At 57.6% G+C, this 17,138-nt stretch carries 17 protein-coding genes; 9 read left to right on the top strand and 8 right to left on the bottom strand.

Annotation, left to right across the window (positions count from 1 at the left end; translation table 11 throughout):
- Genes EY643_RS12185 through EY643_RS12175 form a run of 3 tightly spaced genes read left to right on the top strand, consistent with a single transcriptional unit; the run spans window position 1 to window position 1,733 of the window.
- The gene (locus tag EY643_RS12185; RefSeq protein ID WP_153241014.1) at window positions 1-453 is read left to right on the top strand and encodes a YaiI/YqxD family protein; all 453 of its coding nucleotides are present in this window, start codon (window positions 1-3) and stop codon (window positions 451-453) included.
- A gap of 48 nt (window positions 454-501) precedes the next feature.
- Complete coding sequence (locus EY643_RS12180) at window positions 502-1,101, top strand: 1-acyl-sn-glycerol-3-phosphate acyltransferase (RefSeq protein ID WP_153239499.1); 600 nt, start codon at window positions 502-504, stop codon at window positions 1,099-1,101.
- Between the two features lie 32 nt (window positions 1,102-1,133).
- The gene (locus EY643_RS12175; RefSeq protein WP_153239498.1) at window positions 1,134-1,733 is read left to right on the top strand and encodes a PepSY domain-containing protein; all 600 of its coding nucleotides are present in this window, start codon (window positions 1,134-1,136) and stop codon (window positions 1,731-1,733) included.
- A gap of 24 nt (window positions 1,734-1,757) precedes the next feature.
- Here EY643_RS12175 and folE read toward each other — a convergent pair whose 3' ends face one another.
- The 5 genes from folE to EY643_RS12150 all read right to left on the bottom strand — a co-directional run bounded on the left by folE (window position 1,758) and on the right by EY643_RS12150 (window position 7,227).
- Complete coding sequence (folE, locus tag EY643_RS12170; RefSeq protein ID WP_153239497.1) at window positions 1,758-2,435, bottom strand: GTP cyclohydrolase I FolE; 678 nt, start codon at window positions 2,433-2,435, stop codon at window positions 1,758-1,760.
- A 56-nt stretch (window positions 2,436-2,491) separates the two neighbouring features.
- Window positions 2,492-3,592 carry an ATP-binding protein gene (locus EY643_RS12165; protein ID WP_153239496.1) on the bottom strand — a complete coding sequence of 367 codons (1,101 nt, stop codon included), beginning with the start codon at window positions 3,590-3,592 and terminating at the stop codon, window positions 2,492-2,494.
- Window positions 3,589-5,856: an ATPase, T2SS/T4P/T4SS family gene (locus EY643_RS12160; protein WP_153239495.1), complete on the bottom strand. Its 2,268-nt coding sequence runs from the start codon at window positions 5,854-5,856 to the stop codon at window positions 3,589-3,591. The genes EY643_RS12165 and EY643_RS12160 overlap by 4 nt, the downstream gene beginning before the upstream one ends.
- Window positions 5,857-5,978: 122 nt before the next feature.
- On the bottom strand, window positions 5,979-6,635 hold the full coding sequence (locus tag EY643_RS12155) for a ChrR family anti-sigma-E factor (protein WP_153239494.1): 657 nt from the start codon (window positions 6,633-6,635) through the stop codon (window positions 5,979-5,981).
- 1 nt (window position 6,636) lies between these two features.
- Window positions 6,637-7,227, bottom strand: coding sequence for a sigma-70 family RNA polymerase sigma factor (locus EY643_RS12150; RefSeq protein WP_153239493.1), 591 nt, complete (start codon window positions 7,225-7,227; stop codon window positions 6,637-6,639).
- A 181-nt stretch (window positions 7,228-7,408) separates the two neighbouring features.
- Between EY643_RS12150 and EY643_RS12145 the strand changes: the two genes are divergently transcribed.
- Genes EY643_RS12145 through EY643_RS12125 form a run of 5 tightly spaced genes read left to right on the top strand, consistent with a single transcriptional unit; the run spans window position 7,409 to window position 11,825 of the window.
- Window positions 7,409-8,683 carry an NAD(P)/FAD-dependent oxidoreductase gene (locus EY643_RS12145; RefSeq protein ID WP_153239492.1) on the top strand — a complete coding sequence of 425 codons (1,275 nt, stop codon included), beginning with the start codon at window positions 7,409-7,411 and terminating at the stop codon, window positions 8,681-8,683.
- A complete protein-coding gene (locus tag EY643_RS12140) occupies window positions 8,680-9,438 on the top strand; it encodes a DUF1365 domain-containing protein (RefSeq protein ID WP_153239491.1) in 759 nt (252 codons plus the stop codon). Before EY643_RS12145 ends, EY643_RS12140 begins: the two co-directional genes overlap by 4 nt.
- The gene (locus EY643_RS12135) at window positions 9,435-10,685 is read left to right on the top strand and encodes an SAM-dependent methyltransferase (protein ID WP_153239490.1); all 1,251 of its coding nucleotides are present in this window, start codon (window positions 9,435-9,437) and stop codon (window positions 10,683-10,685) included. The genes EY643_RS12140 and EY643_RS12135 overlap by 4 nt, the downstream gene beginning before the upstream one ends.
- 2 nt (window positions 10,686-10,687) lie before the next feature.
- The gene (locus EY643_RS12130; RefSeq protein ID WP_205743054.1) at window positions 10,688-11,215 is read left to right on the top strand and encodes a DUF2878 domain-containing protein; all 528 of its coding nucleotides are present in this window, start codon (window positions 10,688-10,690) and stop codon (window positions 11,213-11,215) included.
- Complete coding sequence (locus EY643_RS12125) at window positions 11,196-11,825, top strand: hypothetical protein (RefSeq protein WP_153239488.1); 630 nt, start codon at window positions 11,196-11,198, stop codon at window positions 11,823-11,825. Before EY643_RS12130 ends, EY643_RS12125 begins: the two co-directional genes overlap by 20 nt.
- On the opposite strand, the gene EY643_RS12120 is transcribed toward EY643_RS12125, so the two are convergent.
- A complete protein-coding gene (locus EY643_RS12120) occupies window positions 11,813-13,204 on the bottom strand; it encodes a cryptochrome/photolyase family protein (RefSeq protein ID WP_153239487.1) in 1,392 nt (463 codons plus the stop codon). The genes EY643_RS12125 and EY643_RS12120 overlap by 13 nt on opposite strands.
- Entirely contained in the window at window positions 13,201-14,628 is a 1,428-nt protein-coding gene (locus EY643_RS12115; protein ID WP_153239486.1) for an SDR family NAD(P)-dependent oxidoreductase, read from the bottom strand. The genes EY643_RS12120 and EY643_RS12115 overlap by 4 nt, the downstream gene beginning before the upstream one ends.
- Window positions 14,629-14,778: 150 nt before the next feature.
- Between EY643_RS12115 and EY643_RS12110 the strand changes: the two genes are divergently transcribed.
- Window positions 14,779-16,221 (top strand): coniferyl aldehyde dehydrogenase, encoded by a 1,443-nt coding sequence (locus EY643_RS12110; protein ID WP_153239485.1) that lies wholly within the window; start codon window positions 14,779-14,781, stop codon window positions 16,219-16,221.
- 73 nt (window positions 16,222-16,294) lie between these two features.
- Here EY643_RS12110 and EY643_RS12105 read toward each other — a convergent pair whose 3' ends face one another.
- The gene (locus EY643_RS12105) at window positions 16,295-17,059 is read right to left on the bottom strand and encodes a DUF2189 domain-containing protein (RefSeq protein WP_153239484.1); all 765 of its coding nucleotides are present in this window, start codon (window positions 17,057-17,059) and stop codon (window positions 16,295-16,297) included.
- Window positions 17,060-17,138 lie beyond the last annotated feature (79 nt).

Below are 17,138 nucleotides of genomic sequence, written 5' to 3'. Positions count from 1 at the left end.
ATGACTATCTGGGTGGACGCCGATGCCTGCCCGAAGGTGATCAGGGAAATATTGTGCCGCGCGGCCAAGCGGGTTGAGTGCCCGCTTATCTTTGTGGCCAATCATCTGATCCCCATCCCCGCGTCCCCCTGGATTACCGCACGTCAGGTCGAATCAGGGTTCGATGTCGCCGACGACTACATAGCCCAGCAAGTTGAGGCGGGGGACCTGGTGATCACTTCGGATATCCCGCTGGCGGCAGAGGTGATAGAGAAGGGCGCGGGGGCGCTGTCTTCACGGGGCGAGAAATTCACGGCCAATAATATTCGCCAGCGCCTCAATATGCGCGATTTCATGGACACCATGCGCTCATCGGCGGTGGAAATACGCGGTGGGCCACCTGCTCTGGGCGAGCGGGACAAAATGGAATTTGCCAATGTTCTGGACCGCTACCTTGCGAAACATCATAAGTAATATAGGCTGGTGTCTGCTAGTATCCGCGCCCGGTAAGAGACACGGAATATGAAACAGACAATTGCACGAAAATTACTGGCCTGGATGGGCTGGACCCTGGAAGGGGCACGGCCGGTTCACGAACGCTATGTTTTGATCGCGGCGCCGCACACATCCAACTGGGATTTTCCCATGATGCTGCTGTTTGCTGCGGCATTTGATATCAAGATTCAGTGGATGGCCAAGGACAGCCTGTTCAACCCCTTCACAGGCTGGCTTATGCGCGCTCTGGGTGGTTTGCCTATCGATCGTAAAAGTAGCAATGGCATTGTGGGCTCGATGGCGCAAACCCTGGTCAAGGCAAAAGAACTGGTGCTGGTAGTGCCCGCCGAGGGCACTCGCGAAAGAGTGGAATACTGGAAGTCAGGGTTCTATCACATTGCTCGCCAGGCCAATGTGCCTATTGTTCCCTCTGTGCTGGATTTCGGTCGCAAACGTGGCGGCTTTGGTGCCGGCATAATGCCCACAGGGAATGTGAAGCTGGACATGGATTACTTTCGTGATGTCTACGCTGGCGCCAGCGGCAAGTTTCCTGACAAATTCGGGCCCATCAGGTTGCGGGAAGAGGACCCTGTGTTTGAGGATACCCCGCCGCGCGAAGCGGCTTGAGGGCTGTTTGTCGGCCACCTCTCAGTCCAACAATGAAAATCAACAGCCTCCACAGTCTCGCTGGTCTGATCATGGCGATACCGCTACTGCTCTGGGCGCTCACGGGTTTCGTTTTTCTCACCAAGCCGGGGTATGAAACTGCCTACGAACAGCTGGCACCAAAACTCTATGCCATCGAGCGAGAATGGGTAGTGCCGCCATCGGGCCAATGGCAGGAGTTGCGGCTCGTGCGCACGACACTTGGATATCACTTGCTTGCCAGAGGCAGTGACGGCCTCGCTAACCTCGATCCGGTGACGCTTGAGCCCGCGTCCAGGCCTTCGGAAGAAGCTGTCTTTAGACTGATAGATGATGCAACCGCGCATAATGTTGAGCGCTATGGCAGGGCAGTATCACTAGATAATGGGGCCGTCACCACCGACACCGGGGTGACGATTAGCTTTGACTGGGAGACGCTGAAGTTGCGACAGCAGGGCGATGATACCAGGCTGATCAACACACTGTACAAGATACATTACCTGCAGTGGTTGACCGGGCCCAGAGTGAACACCGCTCTGGGTGTGCTGGGCCTGGTATTGCTATTGTGCCTGACTGGGCTAGGCCTCTTCAGCTACGCGAAAAAGCGAGGCTAGCGTGTCAGGCGGGTTTGAAAAGTCCTAGCCGAGGAATTCACGCCGGCGATTTTCGTTTTCACTGAACACGCCACCTAGCGCCTGAGTGCGCGTCGATGAACTTGTGTCCATCACGCCGCGCGATTTGACGCAGTAGTGGGTCGCTTCAATCACGACAGCGACATCCTCTGTGGCGAGCAGCGTCTGCAGTGCGACCTGTATCTGCCGGGTGAGTCGTTCCTGTACCTGGGGCCGGCGTGCGAAGAAGCGAACCAACCGATTGATCTTGGACAGGCCGATGACGCGTTCGCCCGGGATGTAGGCGATCTTTGCAAAACCATCGATGGTCACAAAGTGGTGCTCGCAGGTAGAGATCAATTCGATGTTGTCGACTAACACCATCTCGTCTACGCCCATCTTGTTCTCAATTGACGTGATCTTGGGGAAGCTGGCGTAATCGAGGCCTTCGAAAAGGTCGTTCAGATACATGCTGGCGATGCGATGTGGCGTTTCGTTCAGGCTGTCATCACGCAGATCCAGACCGAGCACTGACATGATGTCGGTGAAGGCCACGTGCAGCCGTTGATATTGCTCTTCGGGGGCCAGGCCGGTCTCCACGAGGGGCGTCTCCAAACCCTTTTCTATCAGGGCTTCTCGTACGAGGAGGGCTTCAGGAGAATAATTAGCTGCCCGTTCCAGGGCGGGGGAGGTAATCGCGTTCATGCTCAAGTCCATAGTATGTTTTTCTTACATACGGGCGTAGGAGCGAAACAGATTTGTCAGTATCTGAATGACGCACGCCAGCGGCGATAGGCGGTTTCCCAGACATGTCCCTTACGACTGCCAACTTCGGTTTCGAAGTAGTGGTTCATGCGTCTGAGGTCGGCGGTGTTGTTCTTGATCGCAGCGCCCACCAGGAAGTCGGTGAAGTCCTCTGCGTTCATTGTCCCGTCCCGGTAGTAATAGGCGTAGACGCCCATTGCATGTGCCACAGACACTGCCTCTGCGGTGGACATGGCGGCGCTGGCCAGGCGGTCTGTACTGCGCCCCTCCAGCGACTGGCCATTGCGTAATTCGTGAAAAATAGTTACCAGCACGCGAACAATGTCCGGATCGGGCTCTACCTCCACACCGGAGCTGCGCAACAATCTGGCGGCTTCGCGCATCACCACTGCGATTTCGTCATCTACTGCTGATATTGGCTTGATGGTTTCGAAGTTCATTCTGCGCTTGAGTGCTGAACTCATCTCATTCACGCCCACATCGGTGGTGTTTGACGTGGCGACCAGATTGAAGCCATCGCGGGCATAGAGTATCGATGCATCTCCGGACAGCTCGGGCACGGTAATGGCGCGCTCGGACATGATGGAGAGCAGGGCGTCCTGCAGGGCGGGAGATGAGCGAGCAATTTCTTCATAGCGCACCAGCATGCCCTGTGCCATGCCGCGATAAATGGGGCCGGGAATCAGCGCCTCAGGGCAGGGGCCCTTGTTCTCCAGGATGGACTGATTCCAGCTGTAGAGCAGTTGCTGCACGGTCTCGATGGCGCCGCCCTGAATGACCAGGGTGGAGTTGTCGCAGATGGCTGCGCAGATGAGCTCTGACAGCCAGGACTTTGCGGTGCCTGGTTCGCCAACGAGCATGGCGCCGCGCTGGGTTGCCAGAGAGATAATGACCCGGGTGACAATCTCCGGAGGGGCAACAAACTTGGGCGTTGTTCCCATCTCTTCGCTACCCAGGACAAACGCTTCAACTCCCCGAGGCGAGAGCTGCCAGCCGGGTGGTCGCGGCCAGGGGTCCTTGTCCCGTAATTGAGCCAGCTCATCCGCGAAAAACTGTTCTGCGGGCAGGCGCTGGACTTGCTTGCTCGAGTCGCTCATTCCCATACTCCTCGTTTCTCGGGGGCCATTCGTTCCGCAGGCAGGATACGGGGCAGCTCTTCCAGGGGGATGACGCCAGCCACAACGTGTTCCAGTGCGCTGTCGCGCATGGTGATCAGGCCTGAATCCAGAGCGATAGCGCGGAGCCGGGCGATAGGGTAGCGCAGGGAAATACCGTCGCGGATCTCGCTGTTGGTCTGCATGTATTCCACCACGGCGACCCGACCGCGGGTGCCACGGCCACCACACTCGCTGCAGCCGGTGCCTTCAAAGCAAACAAAATTGTCCGGCGCACTTTCCGGAAACAATTCGGCGAGAATGGCTGGGTCCGGCACGGCAGGCTTGCGGCAGTCCGGGCAGATGCGCTTCGCCAGTTTCTGTGAGATCACGGCCATCAACTCGCTGGCGATGGAGTTGGCATGGACCTCAAGGTCAAAAATGCGCTGAAGGGCATCCACAGAATCGTTCGCGTGCAGGGTCGATAACACCACGTGGCCGGTCTGGGAGGCTCGTATGGCCTCGACAGCGGTCTCGGTGTCGCGTATCTCACCCACGAGGATGACATCGGGATCCAGGCGCACAAAGGAGCGCATGCCATCGGCGAAATTGAATCCGATGTCCGGCCGGGTGTGGGTCTGCTGGATGCCGTCAATGGAGTATTCAATAGGATCTTCAATGGTAATGACCTTGCGCCGTCCATCCTTGGCCAATTCAGAAAGGCCCGCGTAAAGCGTCGTGGATTTTCCCGAGCCGGTGGGGCCAACCACGAGTACCAGGCCAGAGGGATTATCCAGCAGGCGTCGGTAGTCCTTCATCAGTCTGGGTGGCAGGCCGAGATCTTCAATGGCGACGACATTGCCCGATTGGGGCAGCATGCGGATGACCACGGCCTCTCCGTGCAGGGAGGGTTGTACCTGGATGCGCAGGTCAAAGCTGGCACCGCCGGCGGTGAGTGTTGACCGACCCCCCTGGGGGAGGCGCTTCTCGGCGATATCCATGTCACCGCGGATCTTGATAACGTTGATCAGGCCCCGGGCATCGGCGGGGGAGAGCGTATAGTGCGTGATGTCGTGCAAGTCGCCGTCTACTCGCAGGCGGATTCTGACTTTGTCATCATACTGTTCAACATGGAGATCACTGGCGCCCTCGCTCACGGCGTCGAGCAGCAGGGCGTCGCACAATGTAATCAGGCGTGCTTCCACCTTGTTCCTGCCGGGGTCTAGCAGATCTTCCTTCGGCTTGATCGCCTCCAGCTGTGCCTGACGATGCCGCGACCTGATGGCTTCACCTTGAAGTGATAGCTCCACCGTGGTCCACAGGCGCTTGAAATCATTTGGTGTCACCAGGACTTTTGCCACCCGGTCGTACGGGTACATGTGAAATATATCGTCGATTTTGCTATCTGGATCGTCGGTGACGACATGCAGGACACGGTGATCGACCCGCAGGGGGATCAGGTGGTGGCTATCGAGAAAGCTGCGGGAAAAGGCTTCCATCAATTCCGGGTGCACTTGCTGCAGCAGGTCGTCGACGGCGGCGAATGGCATGCCGTTTTCTTCCGCGAGCTTGCGGTACAGGGTCGCATGCTCGACATCCAGTTTGTCCCGCAGCACCTTGATGATCGGTTGCTTGCGGTCGCGGGCGATTCGCCGTGCTTCCGACAACATGACCTGGTCAACCACGCCCATATCCAGCAAGGTCATCCCGGAATCGCGAGAAAAATCAACGAGAGCCAACTCCTTGCGCAGCGTGGCGCCCAACTCACTGATTCTGTAGCTGGCGAGAATGAGAGTGTCGTTCTCTCCCTGTTCCAGGGCGATGAGTTTGCCGCCGTCTGCCAGTTGGTCAATCAGCGGCCCTTTATCATGAATGCGCGGCGTGGCGACCAGAATACGATTGAACGGTCCTAGATCCGCGGCGCCATGGCTGCCGTCATCTACGCGCAGGATAAGGTTGGCTAATTCGAGCTTGTTGAAGCGCTCCTGGGCTTGTTGCGCCATTGCCTGGCTGATCTCAATGGTCACCACTTGCTGTGCCAGACGGGCACACAGTGCCGCGCTGTAGCCAGCGCCGGTGCCGATCTGCAGCACTTTGTGATCCGGCTCGATAGCGGCGTGATTAAGAATTTCCGAGACCGCGTTAGTGGGCGGAATACTGCGGCCGAGCACTAATGAGTGATCGCTCATCTCAATAAAGTGGTCGCGCGGCAGCGAGCGCAACGCCTCAGTTGTGCGTTCTGCGATGGCCTGTTGGGTGGAAGTCATGGGTGTTCCTCCGGCTTCTATTAGAGCATAGGCCGGAGCGAGCCTCGATCCCCATGAGATGGATCAAAAAAAAGGCCCCCGGAGAGTGACCAACCGGGAGCCTCGTGTGAAAGTGTGAACCGTTACTCAGCGCGCAGCTTCAGGAACGGGTTGAGAGCGCGATATTTCCACTCGGTGAACTTGATCGGTGCATCCAATACGCCGATGCAAATGCAGTCGCCGTCCTGGTCAGCTGTTGGGCTGTGCTGCTGGGATGCGTCACGGAAGAGGAAGTCGCCCTGGGTGTAGTGACCTTCGTCGTCGGAAAAGCCGCCTTCCAATACCAGGGTCAGCTCATTGCCCTTGTGCGTGTGCAGCGGAATCGTGCCACCGGCCTTGATATGGTAGAGGGCAAACTCATTATCGACGTCCCCGGTGCGCAGGCGACTGATCCGAAGGTTGGAGTTGATACGTTGCCACTCCAGGTCCTCATAGTCACGCTGCATCAGCCGCTGGACCAGGGACGGGTAGCCGTCCTCGGTGTCCGCCGGTGGCGCATAGCGCAGGGGCTCTGGTTCCTGGTCCAGGCGAGCCATCACCGTGTTCAGCAAAGAGTCATCGACCTGTTGAGGAGAGAGATCTTCGAACAGGGCTGCACCCATCTGCTGGAGCCGCTGCTGCGTGCGTTTGCACTGCTCGCAGTAGTTCAGGTGAAGGGATATGCATGCCGACTGGGCCAACGGGAGGGTGCCGGAGGCATACTCGTTTAGTAGTCGTGCGTCTGGATGATGCTTAGCCATATCAGTGTCTTTCTGCTGTCAGTTGTAATTTTTTCATTGCGAGTCGAACTCGGGACTTCACTGTCCCCAGTGGCAGATCAAGTTCCTCTGCGACCTCGCTATGAGATTTGCCTTCCATATATACCTTGTTCAGGATCAGTGCCTGCTCGTGTGGCAATTGCTGGAGCATTTCCCTCACCTTCACTTCATCGCGTTTTTGCTGCACCGCGGTGAAGAGTTCTTCGTTATCGCCCTCGTGATCGGGCCAGATGTCTTCCGCGCTCAAAGGCGTGTCAAACTTCTGCAGGCGGCGGTACATGTCGGTTCTACAGTTCCGCGCTATTGTGTAAATCCAGGTGCTTGCGGCCGCCTTGTGCGGGTTGAAGGCCGCGGCCTTCTGCCAGACCTTGATCATGACCTCTTGCACAAGCTCCTCAGCGTGGGCTGCCGCCATAGCGGACCCGTTGATCGCGAAGGCCTTGATGAGAGGAGCAAAGTGTCCGAAGAGGCGTGAAAATGCCTCGCGGTCCTGGTTGTCTGCAACTAATTGCAGACATTGGCTCCACTCGTCGTCTCTGCGACCGGTGGAATCTATCCCGATGCTACCTGCCATATGAGGCTGAGCTCCCGTGTAAGTCACTGTTATTCTTCCAAAGTCTAGCACCTTTGAGCATTGTTACGCGTGTTCTTTGGGGGTGGATCACCCCGATTGTCCATTTGTTGGCTAGATTGATCCGCGGGCCCTGAATTGGCGTAATTAGCCATGAACGTGTAACCATATAAGCAGGGAGCTTATGAAAATTGCAGTGATAGGGTCAGGTATCTCCGGGCTGGCATGTGCGCATTACCTTAACAGGGATCACGAAGTGCACGTGTTGGAGCGAGACAAGCGCATCGGCGGCCACACGGCGACGGTCGATGTCGCACTTGGCGGTCGGCGCTATGCGATCGATACGGGGTTCATTGTCTATAACGATTGGACCTACCCTAACTTTATCGCGCTGCTGGACGAGCTGGGGGTGAGTAACAAGCCCACCCGCATGAGTTTCAGCCTGTCTGACCGCGCCAGCGGCCTGGAGTATGCCGGTTCCGGCCTCAACAGCCTGTTCGCCCAGCGCCGGAACCTGGTGTCACCGCGTTTCCTGAGAATGGTGCGAGATATCCTGCGTTTCAACCGGGAGTCGGTCGCCGATCTCGAGAGTGGGAAGCTGGCTCCCGGCATGACGCTGGGCCAGTATCTTGCACACAACAGCTACAGCGATACCTTCCGCGACTATTACCTTGTGCCCATGGGGTCCGCTATCTGGTCCGCCGATGTACAGGTAATGCTCGATTTCCCGCTGGAATTCTTCATTCGTTTCTTCGCTAACCACGGGCTTTTGAGTGTCCGCAACCGGCCCCAGTGGCGGGTGGTAGAAGGCGGCTCCAGAGAGTATCTCAAGCCCCTCGTGGATCCGTTTCTCGACCGTGTGCGCACCAATGTGAATATCTCTGGCGTCAAGCGCAGTGCTGGCGGAGCAGAAATTCTATTCCAGAACGGCAAGCGGGAAAATTTCGACGCGGTGGTTTTTGCGTGCCACAGCGACCAGGCCCTGAAGTTACTGGCCGACCCGAGCGAAGACGAAGTTGCCGTACTTGGAGCGATTCCTTACCAGAGCAACGATGTGGTGTTGCACACAGATACCACTTTGCTGCCCACCAATCGCCTCACCTGGTCGTGCTGGAATTATCAACGCAAACCGGGTCGTGAGCGGGCTACGCTCACTTACAATATGAATTTGCTGCAAGGTATCGAAGCGCCGGAGACTTTCTGCGTCACGCTTAACGACAGTGAGGCGATCAACCCCCACAAGATTCTTGGCAGGTTCAGCTATGACCACCCGGTCTTCACCGTGGAGGGGATGGCCGCACAGGAACGTTGGGGTGAGATCAACGGCGGCGCCACGTGGTTTTGTGGTGCTTATTGGCGCAACGGTTTTCACGAAGATGGCGTATTCTCTGCCAAGCGGGTAGCCGAAAAATTGAATAGCCGTGCCAGCGTCATTACCAGCCTTGGCAGCGTTGCGTGAACAGTGCCCTCTACACGGGTTGGGTGCAGCATCGCCGATTGACGGGCAAGGGACACAGCTTTCGCTATCGCGTCTTCATGCCTTTCCTCGATCTCGATGAATTGCCCCAGTTGTTGGGCCGTGCGCCAGGATGGTCAGCAACATCGCCCGCGCTGGCCAGGTTCCGCCGCGAGGATTTTCTTGGCGACCCCCAGGTACCCCTCAAGGAGGCGGTGCTGGCGGAGGTGGAGAATTTCAGCGGAGAGCCCTTTACTGGCAGAGTGTGTATGCTCGCCAATCTGCGCTATTTTGGCTATCTGATTAACCCGATCACCTGCTACTACTGCTATGACGAGACCGATGAGCTGCGCTACACGGTACTGGAAGTCACCAATACGCCCTGGAATCAGAGCCACATCTATGTCTTGGCGGCCGGCGGCCGCCCCGGCTGGCAGGAAACCGAGTTCGACAAGGCTATGCATGTCTCTCCCTTTATGCCGATGGATATGCGCTACCGCTGGCGCTGTAACGTCCCGGATGAAAAGCTGGTCTTACACCTGGCTAATTTGCGCAGGGGCAGCAAGGAATTTGATGCCACGCTTCACCTGGAGCGACAGCCCGCCAGTGCAGCGAACTTCACCCGGCACTTGTTGCTGTACCCGTTCATGACTGCGCGCGTTGCCCTCGGTATCTACTGGCAGGCGCTGCGCCTCTGGTCTAAAGGTGTTCCTTTTGTTCCCCACCCACACAACTCCAAGAGCGAGAATATTTTATGAGTAATCCCAGTGTTCGTCTCGTCCGCCTGCCCACACTGCGTGAGCATTGGCGCGGAGGGGGCTTTTCCCGCCGCATTGTGATGCGCATGTTGTCCAGGGTCAGCACAGGGTCCCTGACGATTGTAGAAGGCACCAGCCGTCAGGAATTCGGACCGGGCGGGCAGCCGGAGGCGGTGGTGCATATCCATTCTGACGAGGCCTATGCCAGTCTCCTGCGCTCAGGCATTGTCGGCTCAGGTGAGGCTTATATGCAGGGCTTGTGGACGACGCCAGACCTCGTCGCTGTTATTCGTCTGTTCAGTGCCAATCTGCAGGCAATGCAGGCGATCAACACCAGTGCTTCCTGGAGCAAGAAGGTGCTGCTGAAATTGATGCATCTGGGCAACGCCAACAGTAAGTCTGGCTCGGCGCGCAATATCTCAGCGCATTACGACCTGGGTAACGACTTCTTCAGCCTGTTTTTAGACCCGACCATGATGTATTCGTCGGGCGTCTATCCAGCAGCTGACAGCACACTGGAGGAGGCTTCAGTCCACAAGCTCGACCTGCTGTGTAAGCAACTGGAGCTAACAGCCGATGATCATCTGCTGGAAATTGGTACTGGCTGGGGCGGCATGGCCATCCACGCGGCCACCCACTACGGTTGTCGGGTCACTACAACTACTATCTCCCGCGAGCAGCACGAGTATGCGCAGGCGCGGGTTAAAGAACTGGGCCTGGAAGACCGTGTAGAGGTCTTGTGTAAAGACTATCGGGAATTGGAAGGAACCTACGACAAACTCGTTTCAATAGAAATGGTAGAAGCGGTGGGGCACCAGTTCTACAGCGAATATTTCAGCCGCTGTAGCCACCTGCTCAAGCCCGGCGGTCTTTTTGCGATGCAGGCGATTACTGTTCAGGATCAGCGCTACCGTCAGGCGCGGGACTCGGTCGACTTCATCAAACGCTACATTTTCCCCGGTGGCGCCTTGCCTTCAGTGGAAGTGATTGCAAAGCATCTGGCCAAGGATACCGATCTGCAGATCATCAATCTTCGCGATATCACACTCGATTACGCTCGCACGCTGGCCGATTGGCGTGAGCGCTTTACAGCCGCACGAGAAGAGGTGACCGCGCAAGGCTTTGACCAAACGTTTGAGCGTATGTGGGAGTTTTATCTCTGCTATTGCGAAGGCGGTTTCAGGGAACGCATTATCAGCACAGTGCAGGTCACCATGGCCAAGCCTGGGTACCGGTTCGGGGCTTGATGATGATGGCGCGGAAGCTGCTCAACGGCACCCTGTTCAACGTGTGCTGGTTTGCGGTCGTGATGCTGCAGCATGACCTGTGGTCCTGGGTGGCTACCTCCGTCTATCTCGCGGTGCATGTTGCCATTTTCAAACCGGGCAGGGCTGAGCTAATGCTGTTGGCGCTGGTGGCGGCGGGCGGTTTCCTGCTCGACCAGCTCATGTTTGCGGCAGGCATTCTTGTTGTTGCTGCAGGAACGGCACCACTCTGGTTGTCAGCGCTGTGGCCCGCATTCGCCTCAACCTTGATGCATGCCTTTGCCGGTTTACGCGAGCACCTGTGGCTGGCCGCGCTGGTAGGAGGTTTTGGTGGTTACGGCAGCTATCGGCTGGGGGCAAGCCTGAGTGATGTGGAGTTGGGTTCAGCCGGTGTCAGTACTGCAGTGTTACTGGTGAGTTGGGGTTTATTATTCCCCCTGTTGCTGGTGCTCGCAGGTCGTCTGGAACGCGGTGCAGCCGCAGGGAGTGCCGATGCGCAATCAGCTTACTAACGCGCTGCTCCTGGCACTCGTGAGCGGGACTGCAGGTGCATCCAGCGCAGCTGACATTATTGGTGAAGCACGGGCTCTGGGTGGCGAGGAGTTACTGTATCGAGAAATGCATGCCTGCAATGAGACCAAAAGTCAGTGCGAGATCACTTACGTGGATGCCAGTGGAGAAACCATTGGCGTCAAATCGCTCGACTATTCCACTGCGTTGCCAGCGCCCACGGTAACGATGCGCGATCTGCGCCGCGGTAAAACCACAACATCACCGACCGGGCTAAAACCGGATGTCGTGGTAGACGCGGGGTTTGATCATTTCATACGCCAGAGCTGGGACGCATTGAGCGCCGGTGACGAAGTGGCCTTTCCGTTTCTCGTGCTCGGCAGATCCAAGCCGTTGGGAATGCGTGTCACCAATTCCGGTGCCGCATGCGAGGAAGGTCTAACGTGTTTGTCGGTCAGCCTTGATGCCTGGTGGCTCGCAATGCTGACCGACAACATTGAGTTGGCGTATGACAGTGACCGGAGACTGGTCAGGTTTTCCGGCCTCAGCAATATTCCCGATGCCCAGGGGCAGGGTCAGAACGTCGAGATCCGATACCGCTACGCCGACTGAGTGCGAATGGTATCCCAGGCGGCGAGAGCGGCTTGACGCGCCTCCGCGTGATCGACGACGGGGGCGGGGTAGTCCGGCGCAAGGAGAGGAGTAAGCCAGGGCTTGTGCACGCTTTTGCCCTGCAGTGCCGAGAGTTCGGGTAGCCATTGTTTCAGGTAGTCGCCCTGCGGGTCGAACTTCTCGCTCTGAATGATCGGGTTGAAAACCCGGAAGTAGGGCGCTGCGTCCAGCCCGCAACCTGCTACCCACTGCCAGCCGCCACTGTTGCTTGCCAGGTCGGCGTCTACCAGTTGATCCCAGAACCATCGCGCGCCCCACTGCCAGGGAATCAACAGGTGTTTGCACAGAAATGAGGCGGCGACCATGCGCACCCGGTTATGCATAAAGCCGGTTTGGGCGAGCTCACGCATGCCTGCATCCACCAACGGATACCCGGTCATCCCTGCCTTCCAGGCCTCGAATAAATCTTCCCTTGGCAGCCACGGGAAATCGCGAAAAGGAGCCCGCAGAGCGACCTCGGGCATGTCGGGGTTGGCGTAGAGCTGGTGATAGTTGAATTCGCGCCAGGCGACCTCAGAGAGGAATCCGTCCGCTTCCGGCCCTTGCGCGATAGCCGTGTGCCAGACCCTGTGGGGAGAAATTTCGCCGTAGTGCAGATGCGGCGACAGTCTCGAGCAGGCATTTTTCGCCGGCGCGTTGCGGTGCGCGTCATAGTGGTGAATCTGGCTCGCTACAAAGCTCTCCATCCGCTGTTGGGCGCCGTGCTGACCGGGTTGCCAGGGGTGGGCCAGAGCTGCGCTGTAGTCCCGAGATCCCTCAAGCAGGCCCCATTCTGAAGCGGGCAGGGATGTCAGCGGGCCACGCCAGAAGCGAGTGCTGGCGGTTGAAGTTGGCGCAGCGATATCGCCCTGGCGTAATTTTCGCCAGAACGGCGTGAAGACTTTGTAAAAGCTCCCATCGGGTCGGCGCATATACTCCGGGTGTACCAGAGTAGTGCCTGGGCTGGCGCGCAGGACTAATGCTGCCTGTTCCAGTGATCGGGCCACATGTTGCTGCAATTGACGCGCCGCGGGTTCGAGTAATTCGCTGCAGTAGACAGCGCTGGCACCGGTTTCAGCGGCCAGCTTTGGCAACAGCTTTTCGGGTTTGCCGCGCAGGACCAGAAGCTTGCCGCCCCTTTCCTTCAATTGCTCGCTCAGAGCCACAAGGCTGTGATGCAGCCACCAGCGGCTGGCCGTTCCCGGGCCCCAGGGGTCTGACGGGGTATCGTCCAGGATGTAACAGGGGATGACCTCGCCTTCGGCGCTCGCTGCACTCAGCCCCGGCAGGTCGTCCAGCCTCAAATCCTGACGATGCCAGTAGATGACCGGTGCGGTCATTTTACAGCCCGTTTGCGTGCTTTGCGGATGACGGGACGGAACGGCTCGAGAAACTGTACCAGTCTCTGCCGCTCCAGCTCGTCTTCGACGGTTTTTCCGCTCAGGTAGAATGGCTGCGGCTGTCTGTCCAGCAGTAGTTGTCCGCTGATTTCGCCCGCTTCCGGGGACACCGCTTGCCATATGATGGTATCTGCGCCTTCTTCCGGAGTGCGAAGAATGCCACGGGTGAGGCGATGGAAACGTGGTAGTGAATCACGCACCCCGGGGGTGTCTGCCCAGCCGGGGTGCATCGCATTAACGGTGATGCCCTCGTCAGCCCACTCCCGGGCCCATGCCTGGGTCACAATCATTAACGCACGCTTGGCTTGAGCGTAGGCCACCGGGCCAGAGTAGCCTTCATCAGAGGTACTGCCGAGCTGTTGTGTGCTCAGGCGTTGCGTATACATGCCTCCGGAGACGACATTGATCACTCTGGAATCGCTGCGGCCTGCGAGTAATGGCTTTATGCCGAGCGTCAGGATCCACGGTGAGAGAAGCAGCAGGGCGACACTGCGCTCGTAGCCTTCGCTGGTCAGCGCGTGCTCGGGGAATAGCGCGCCGGCATTGTTGATCAATATATCGATCGGTTCGCCACGCTTGCGCAGGCGTTTGGCGAGGTCTTCCGTTTCTGCGAGCAGGCCAAGGTCAGCCACCTCAATCCTGATATGAGGATTGCCAGTGTCGGCGATCAATTCGTCTCGTAGTCGCTTCCCGCGCTCAGCGTCGCGTATCACCAACGTTAATTGCGCACCGCGTGCCGCGAGGTCTCGCGCGGTAGCCAGGCCCAAACCAGATGTTGCTCCCGTGAGGAGGATATGACGCTCGCGGATGTCAGCCGATAATGGCGCAAATCCGGGGCTAGCCCGACGATAACCAAGGCGGGAGAAGCGCGCTACCGACGCCATGGATGCCAGCCCGGATACCGAACTTTCGGCAGGCTTTGGTGCCGGCTGCGCGTCATCGAGCGCGGCCCGCAGGCCCTCTAGCGATTCCCTGCCCATCTTGCGCATGCCCGGGCCTATGGCGAACATTGTCCGTCGGAGCAGAGGGGAAAATTCGAACTTCGCCTCGTAATCAATGCGGGTCTTCGCCCCATCGGGGGCGAGGGTAATAGTGTCTTCTACGGTAAACAGCGAGCACTGCCCCCTGAGCACAATCCGCTCTGGAGGACGGTGTTCGATCACTGTGTACTCCAAGTCAACCGCGCCCACGGGCAGCTTGCAGTTGACCAGGAAGCATGTGCCGACCCCTATGGGGCCCTGGGTGAGCTTGCTCGCCCGGCGCGCGGTGCTGTCCCACTCCTGGGTCGTGGTGAAATCAGCGATGTAGTTGAAGGCTTCTGCAGCGGGGCGGCTGACGCGGATAGTTTCGCGCAAAGTTGTCATGGCGGTGTTTCCTGGTGGTGTTTCAGATTGGATTAAGGGTTGATACGCACACTGACGATGGTTGGCTTACCTTTTTTTGACCCGGGTGGCCCGGAATGCCCCCAATGGGCTAAACTGACGAATTATTGAGCAGAAGAACAGAGAGATACCATGACTGCCGCACAAGAGAATCTCGATAACCCCACCGCCACCCTCCTTAGCGATCATTTTGAGCTCCAGCGCAAGCACTACATGGATGCCCCCAATCCCAGTTATGACGAGCGCAAGCAGGATCTGAAGAACCTGAAGCGGATGATATCCGAGAACGTCGATGCGATCATGGACGCTATCAGTGCGGACTACGGTAATCGCTCCCGCCACGAGACCCAGTTTGCTGAGATCATCTCAGTGACTGACGGTGTTCAGGATGTCATCAAACACCTGAAGAAGTGGATGAAGGTGCAAAAACGACACGTTGATTTCCAGATGTTTCCTGGGGCCAAAAATCGCGTGATACCTCAGCCTTTGGGTGTAGTGGGCATGATCGTACCCTGGAACTTCCCTATCAACCTGAGTTTTATGCCTTTGGCAGCCGCGTTTGCGGCGGGCAACCGGGCCATGGTGAAGATGTCTGAGAACTCCATCCACCTGACCCGCCTGTTGATGGAGTTGTCGCCGAAATATTTTGCTGAAGACAAGCTGCGCTTCTTTGAGGAAACCGGCGGTGTGGGCATCGAATTTTCCAAGATACCCTTCGACCTGATTATCTTTACGGGTTCCGGCCAGACCGGTAAGTCCGTCATGGCGTCAGCAGCGCAAAACCTGACACCGGTAGTACTGGAGCTGGGTGGCAAGGCGCCGGCCGTTATCGACCCCAATTACGATCTGGAGAAAGCGGTCGGACGGATCATGTTCGTGAAACAGTTCAATGCCGGCCAGATCTGTACCAACGTCGACTATGTCTTTGTACACGAGAGTCAGCGCGATGAGTTCGTGGCGCACGCTACGGCCTATGCTGCCAAGCACTGTCCCGATATTGAGCACACTGACTACACCTCGCTGATCGATGACCGCTCTATGCAGCGTATCTCCGATACCCTGGAAGATGCCCGCGACAAAGGTGCCACCATCGTTAACCTGTGTGGTGACCAACAGCCCAATTTTGAGACACGTAAATTTCCGATGACGGCGGTCATGGACACAACACCGGACATGACGATCCGCAACCGCGAGACTTTTGGCCCTTTGCTTATGGTGATGACTTACACTGACCATCAGGAAGTCGTGGATTACGTAAACAGCAAGGATCGCCCGCTGGCGCTCTACCCGTTCACGAATGACCGCAAGTTACAGGACATGTATATCGAGCGAGTGATGTCTGGCGGGGTGACCGTCAACGATGCGTTGTTCCATGTGGCGCAGCACGATATTCCGTTCGGTGGTGTTGGCGCAAGTGGCATGGGCCACTATCACGGGCGTGAGGGTTTCGAGACGTTCTCCAAGATGCGTCCGATCTTCTACCAGGCAGGTTTTTCCGCCATGCAGCTTCTGCGTCCGCCTTATGGGAAATTCGCCACGCGGGTGTTTGATTTCCTGGTGAAGTTCAAAGGGTAGGTAGTTACCGGCAGTCAGTGAAAGCTACCTGCAATTAATTGCATAGCCCGCTCAATGAGCGGGCTTTTTTGTTTCAGGCCTCGGAGACCATCTCGCGGTAAGCGAACCAGGTGGCGTGGCCCAGCAGCGGTACGACAAAGATCATTCCCACCAACCGTGTACCGAAGCCGAAAGCAACCAATGCAATGATTAACCCGGCCCAGATAATCATGGCCGGGAAGTCGCGAGTGGCCACTTTCAGGCTCATCCGCATGGCAACGCCGGCATCGACATGGCGGTCGATGATCATGGGTACGCTGACCACTGAAAGCAGAAAAACTCCCGTCGCGAGTACAGCAAAGGTCGCTGTGTAGGTGGTTACTTGCAACGGCGTAAGCTGGCTCACCACGTCACCCCACACGGTCGCCTCAATAGACGGCGCGATGGCCCCGGTTCCGCTGTAGAGAAACAGCGCTGCGAGGCTGAAACCACCGACCGCGACGAATACCAGTGCCTCGGCAAAAACAATCAAACTCGCTCGATTGCGCGAGAGGGGCGCCAGAGAACCGCCGAAGTCGCAGGGCTCACCGTGGTCGCGACAGCGACTCAATTCACAGATACCTGCGGTGACCACCGGGCCCACCACCAGAAAGGCGCAAATTGCCGCTGCGATATACAGGGGGTGTTGGTCATAGGCCAGAATCAGGCTGCCTAAAAGCGCGATAATGCCGCCGTGGGCGAGGCTTGCCTGCCAGCTGTGGATGAGTGAATCCCAACCCTCCATCAGCCATACGAAGGGCCGGGTGGCTGGTACGCGGTGTACCGGATACATCTCGGTGGATTCGTGAACAGACGCCATAGCGATTCCTCCTAGTCTAAAAAGTATAGATGCGACAGGGGCGGTGGCTAGAACGAAAGCTGCTGTAAGCCGCTTCCAC

Source organism: Halioglobus maricola, from assembly GCF_009388985.1.
GTDB lineage: Bacteria > Pseudomonadota > Gammaproteobacteria > Pseudomonadales > Halieaceae > Halioglobus > Halioglobus maricola.
This window is presented reverse-complemented; position numbering and strand designations above follow the sequence as displayed.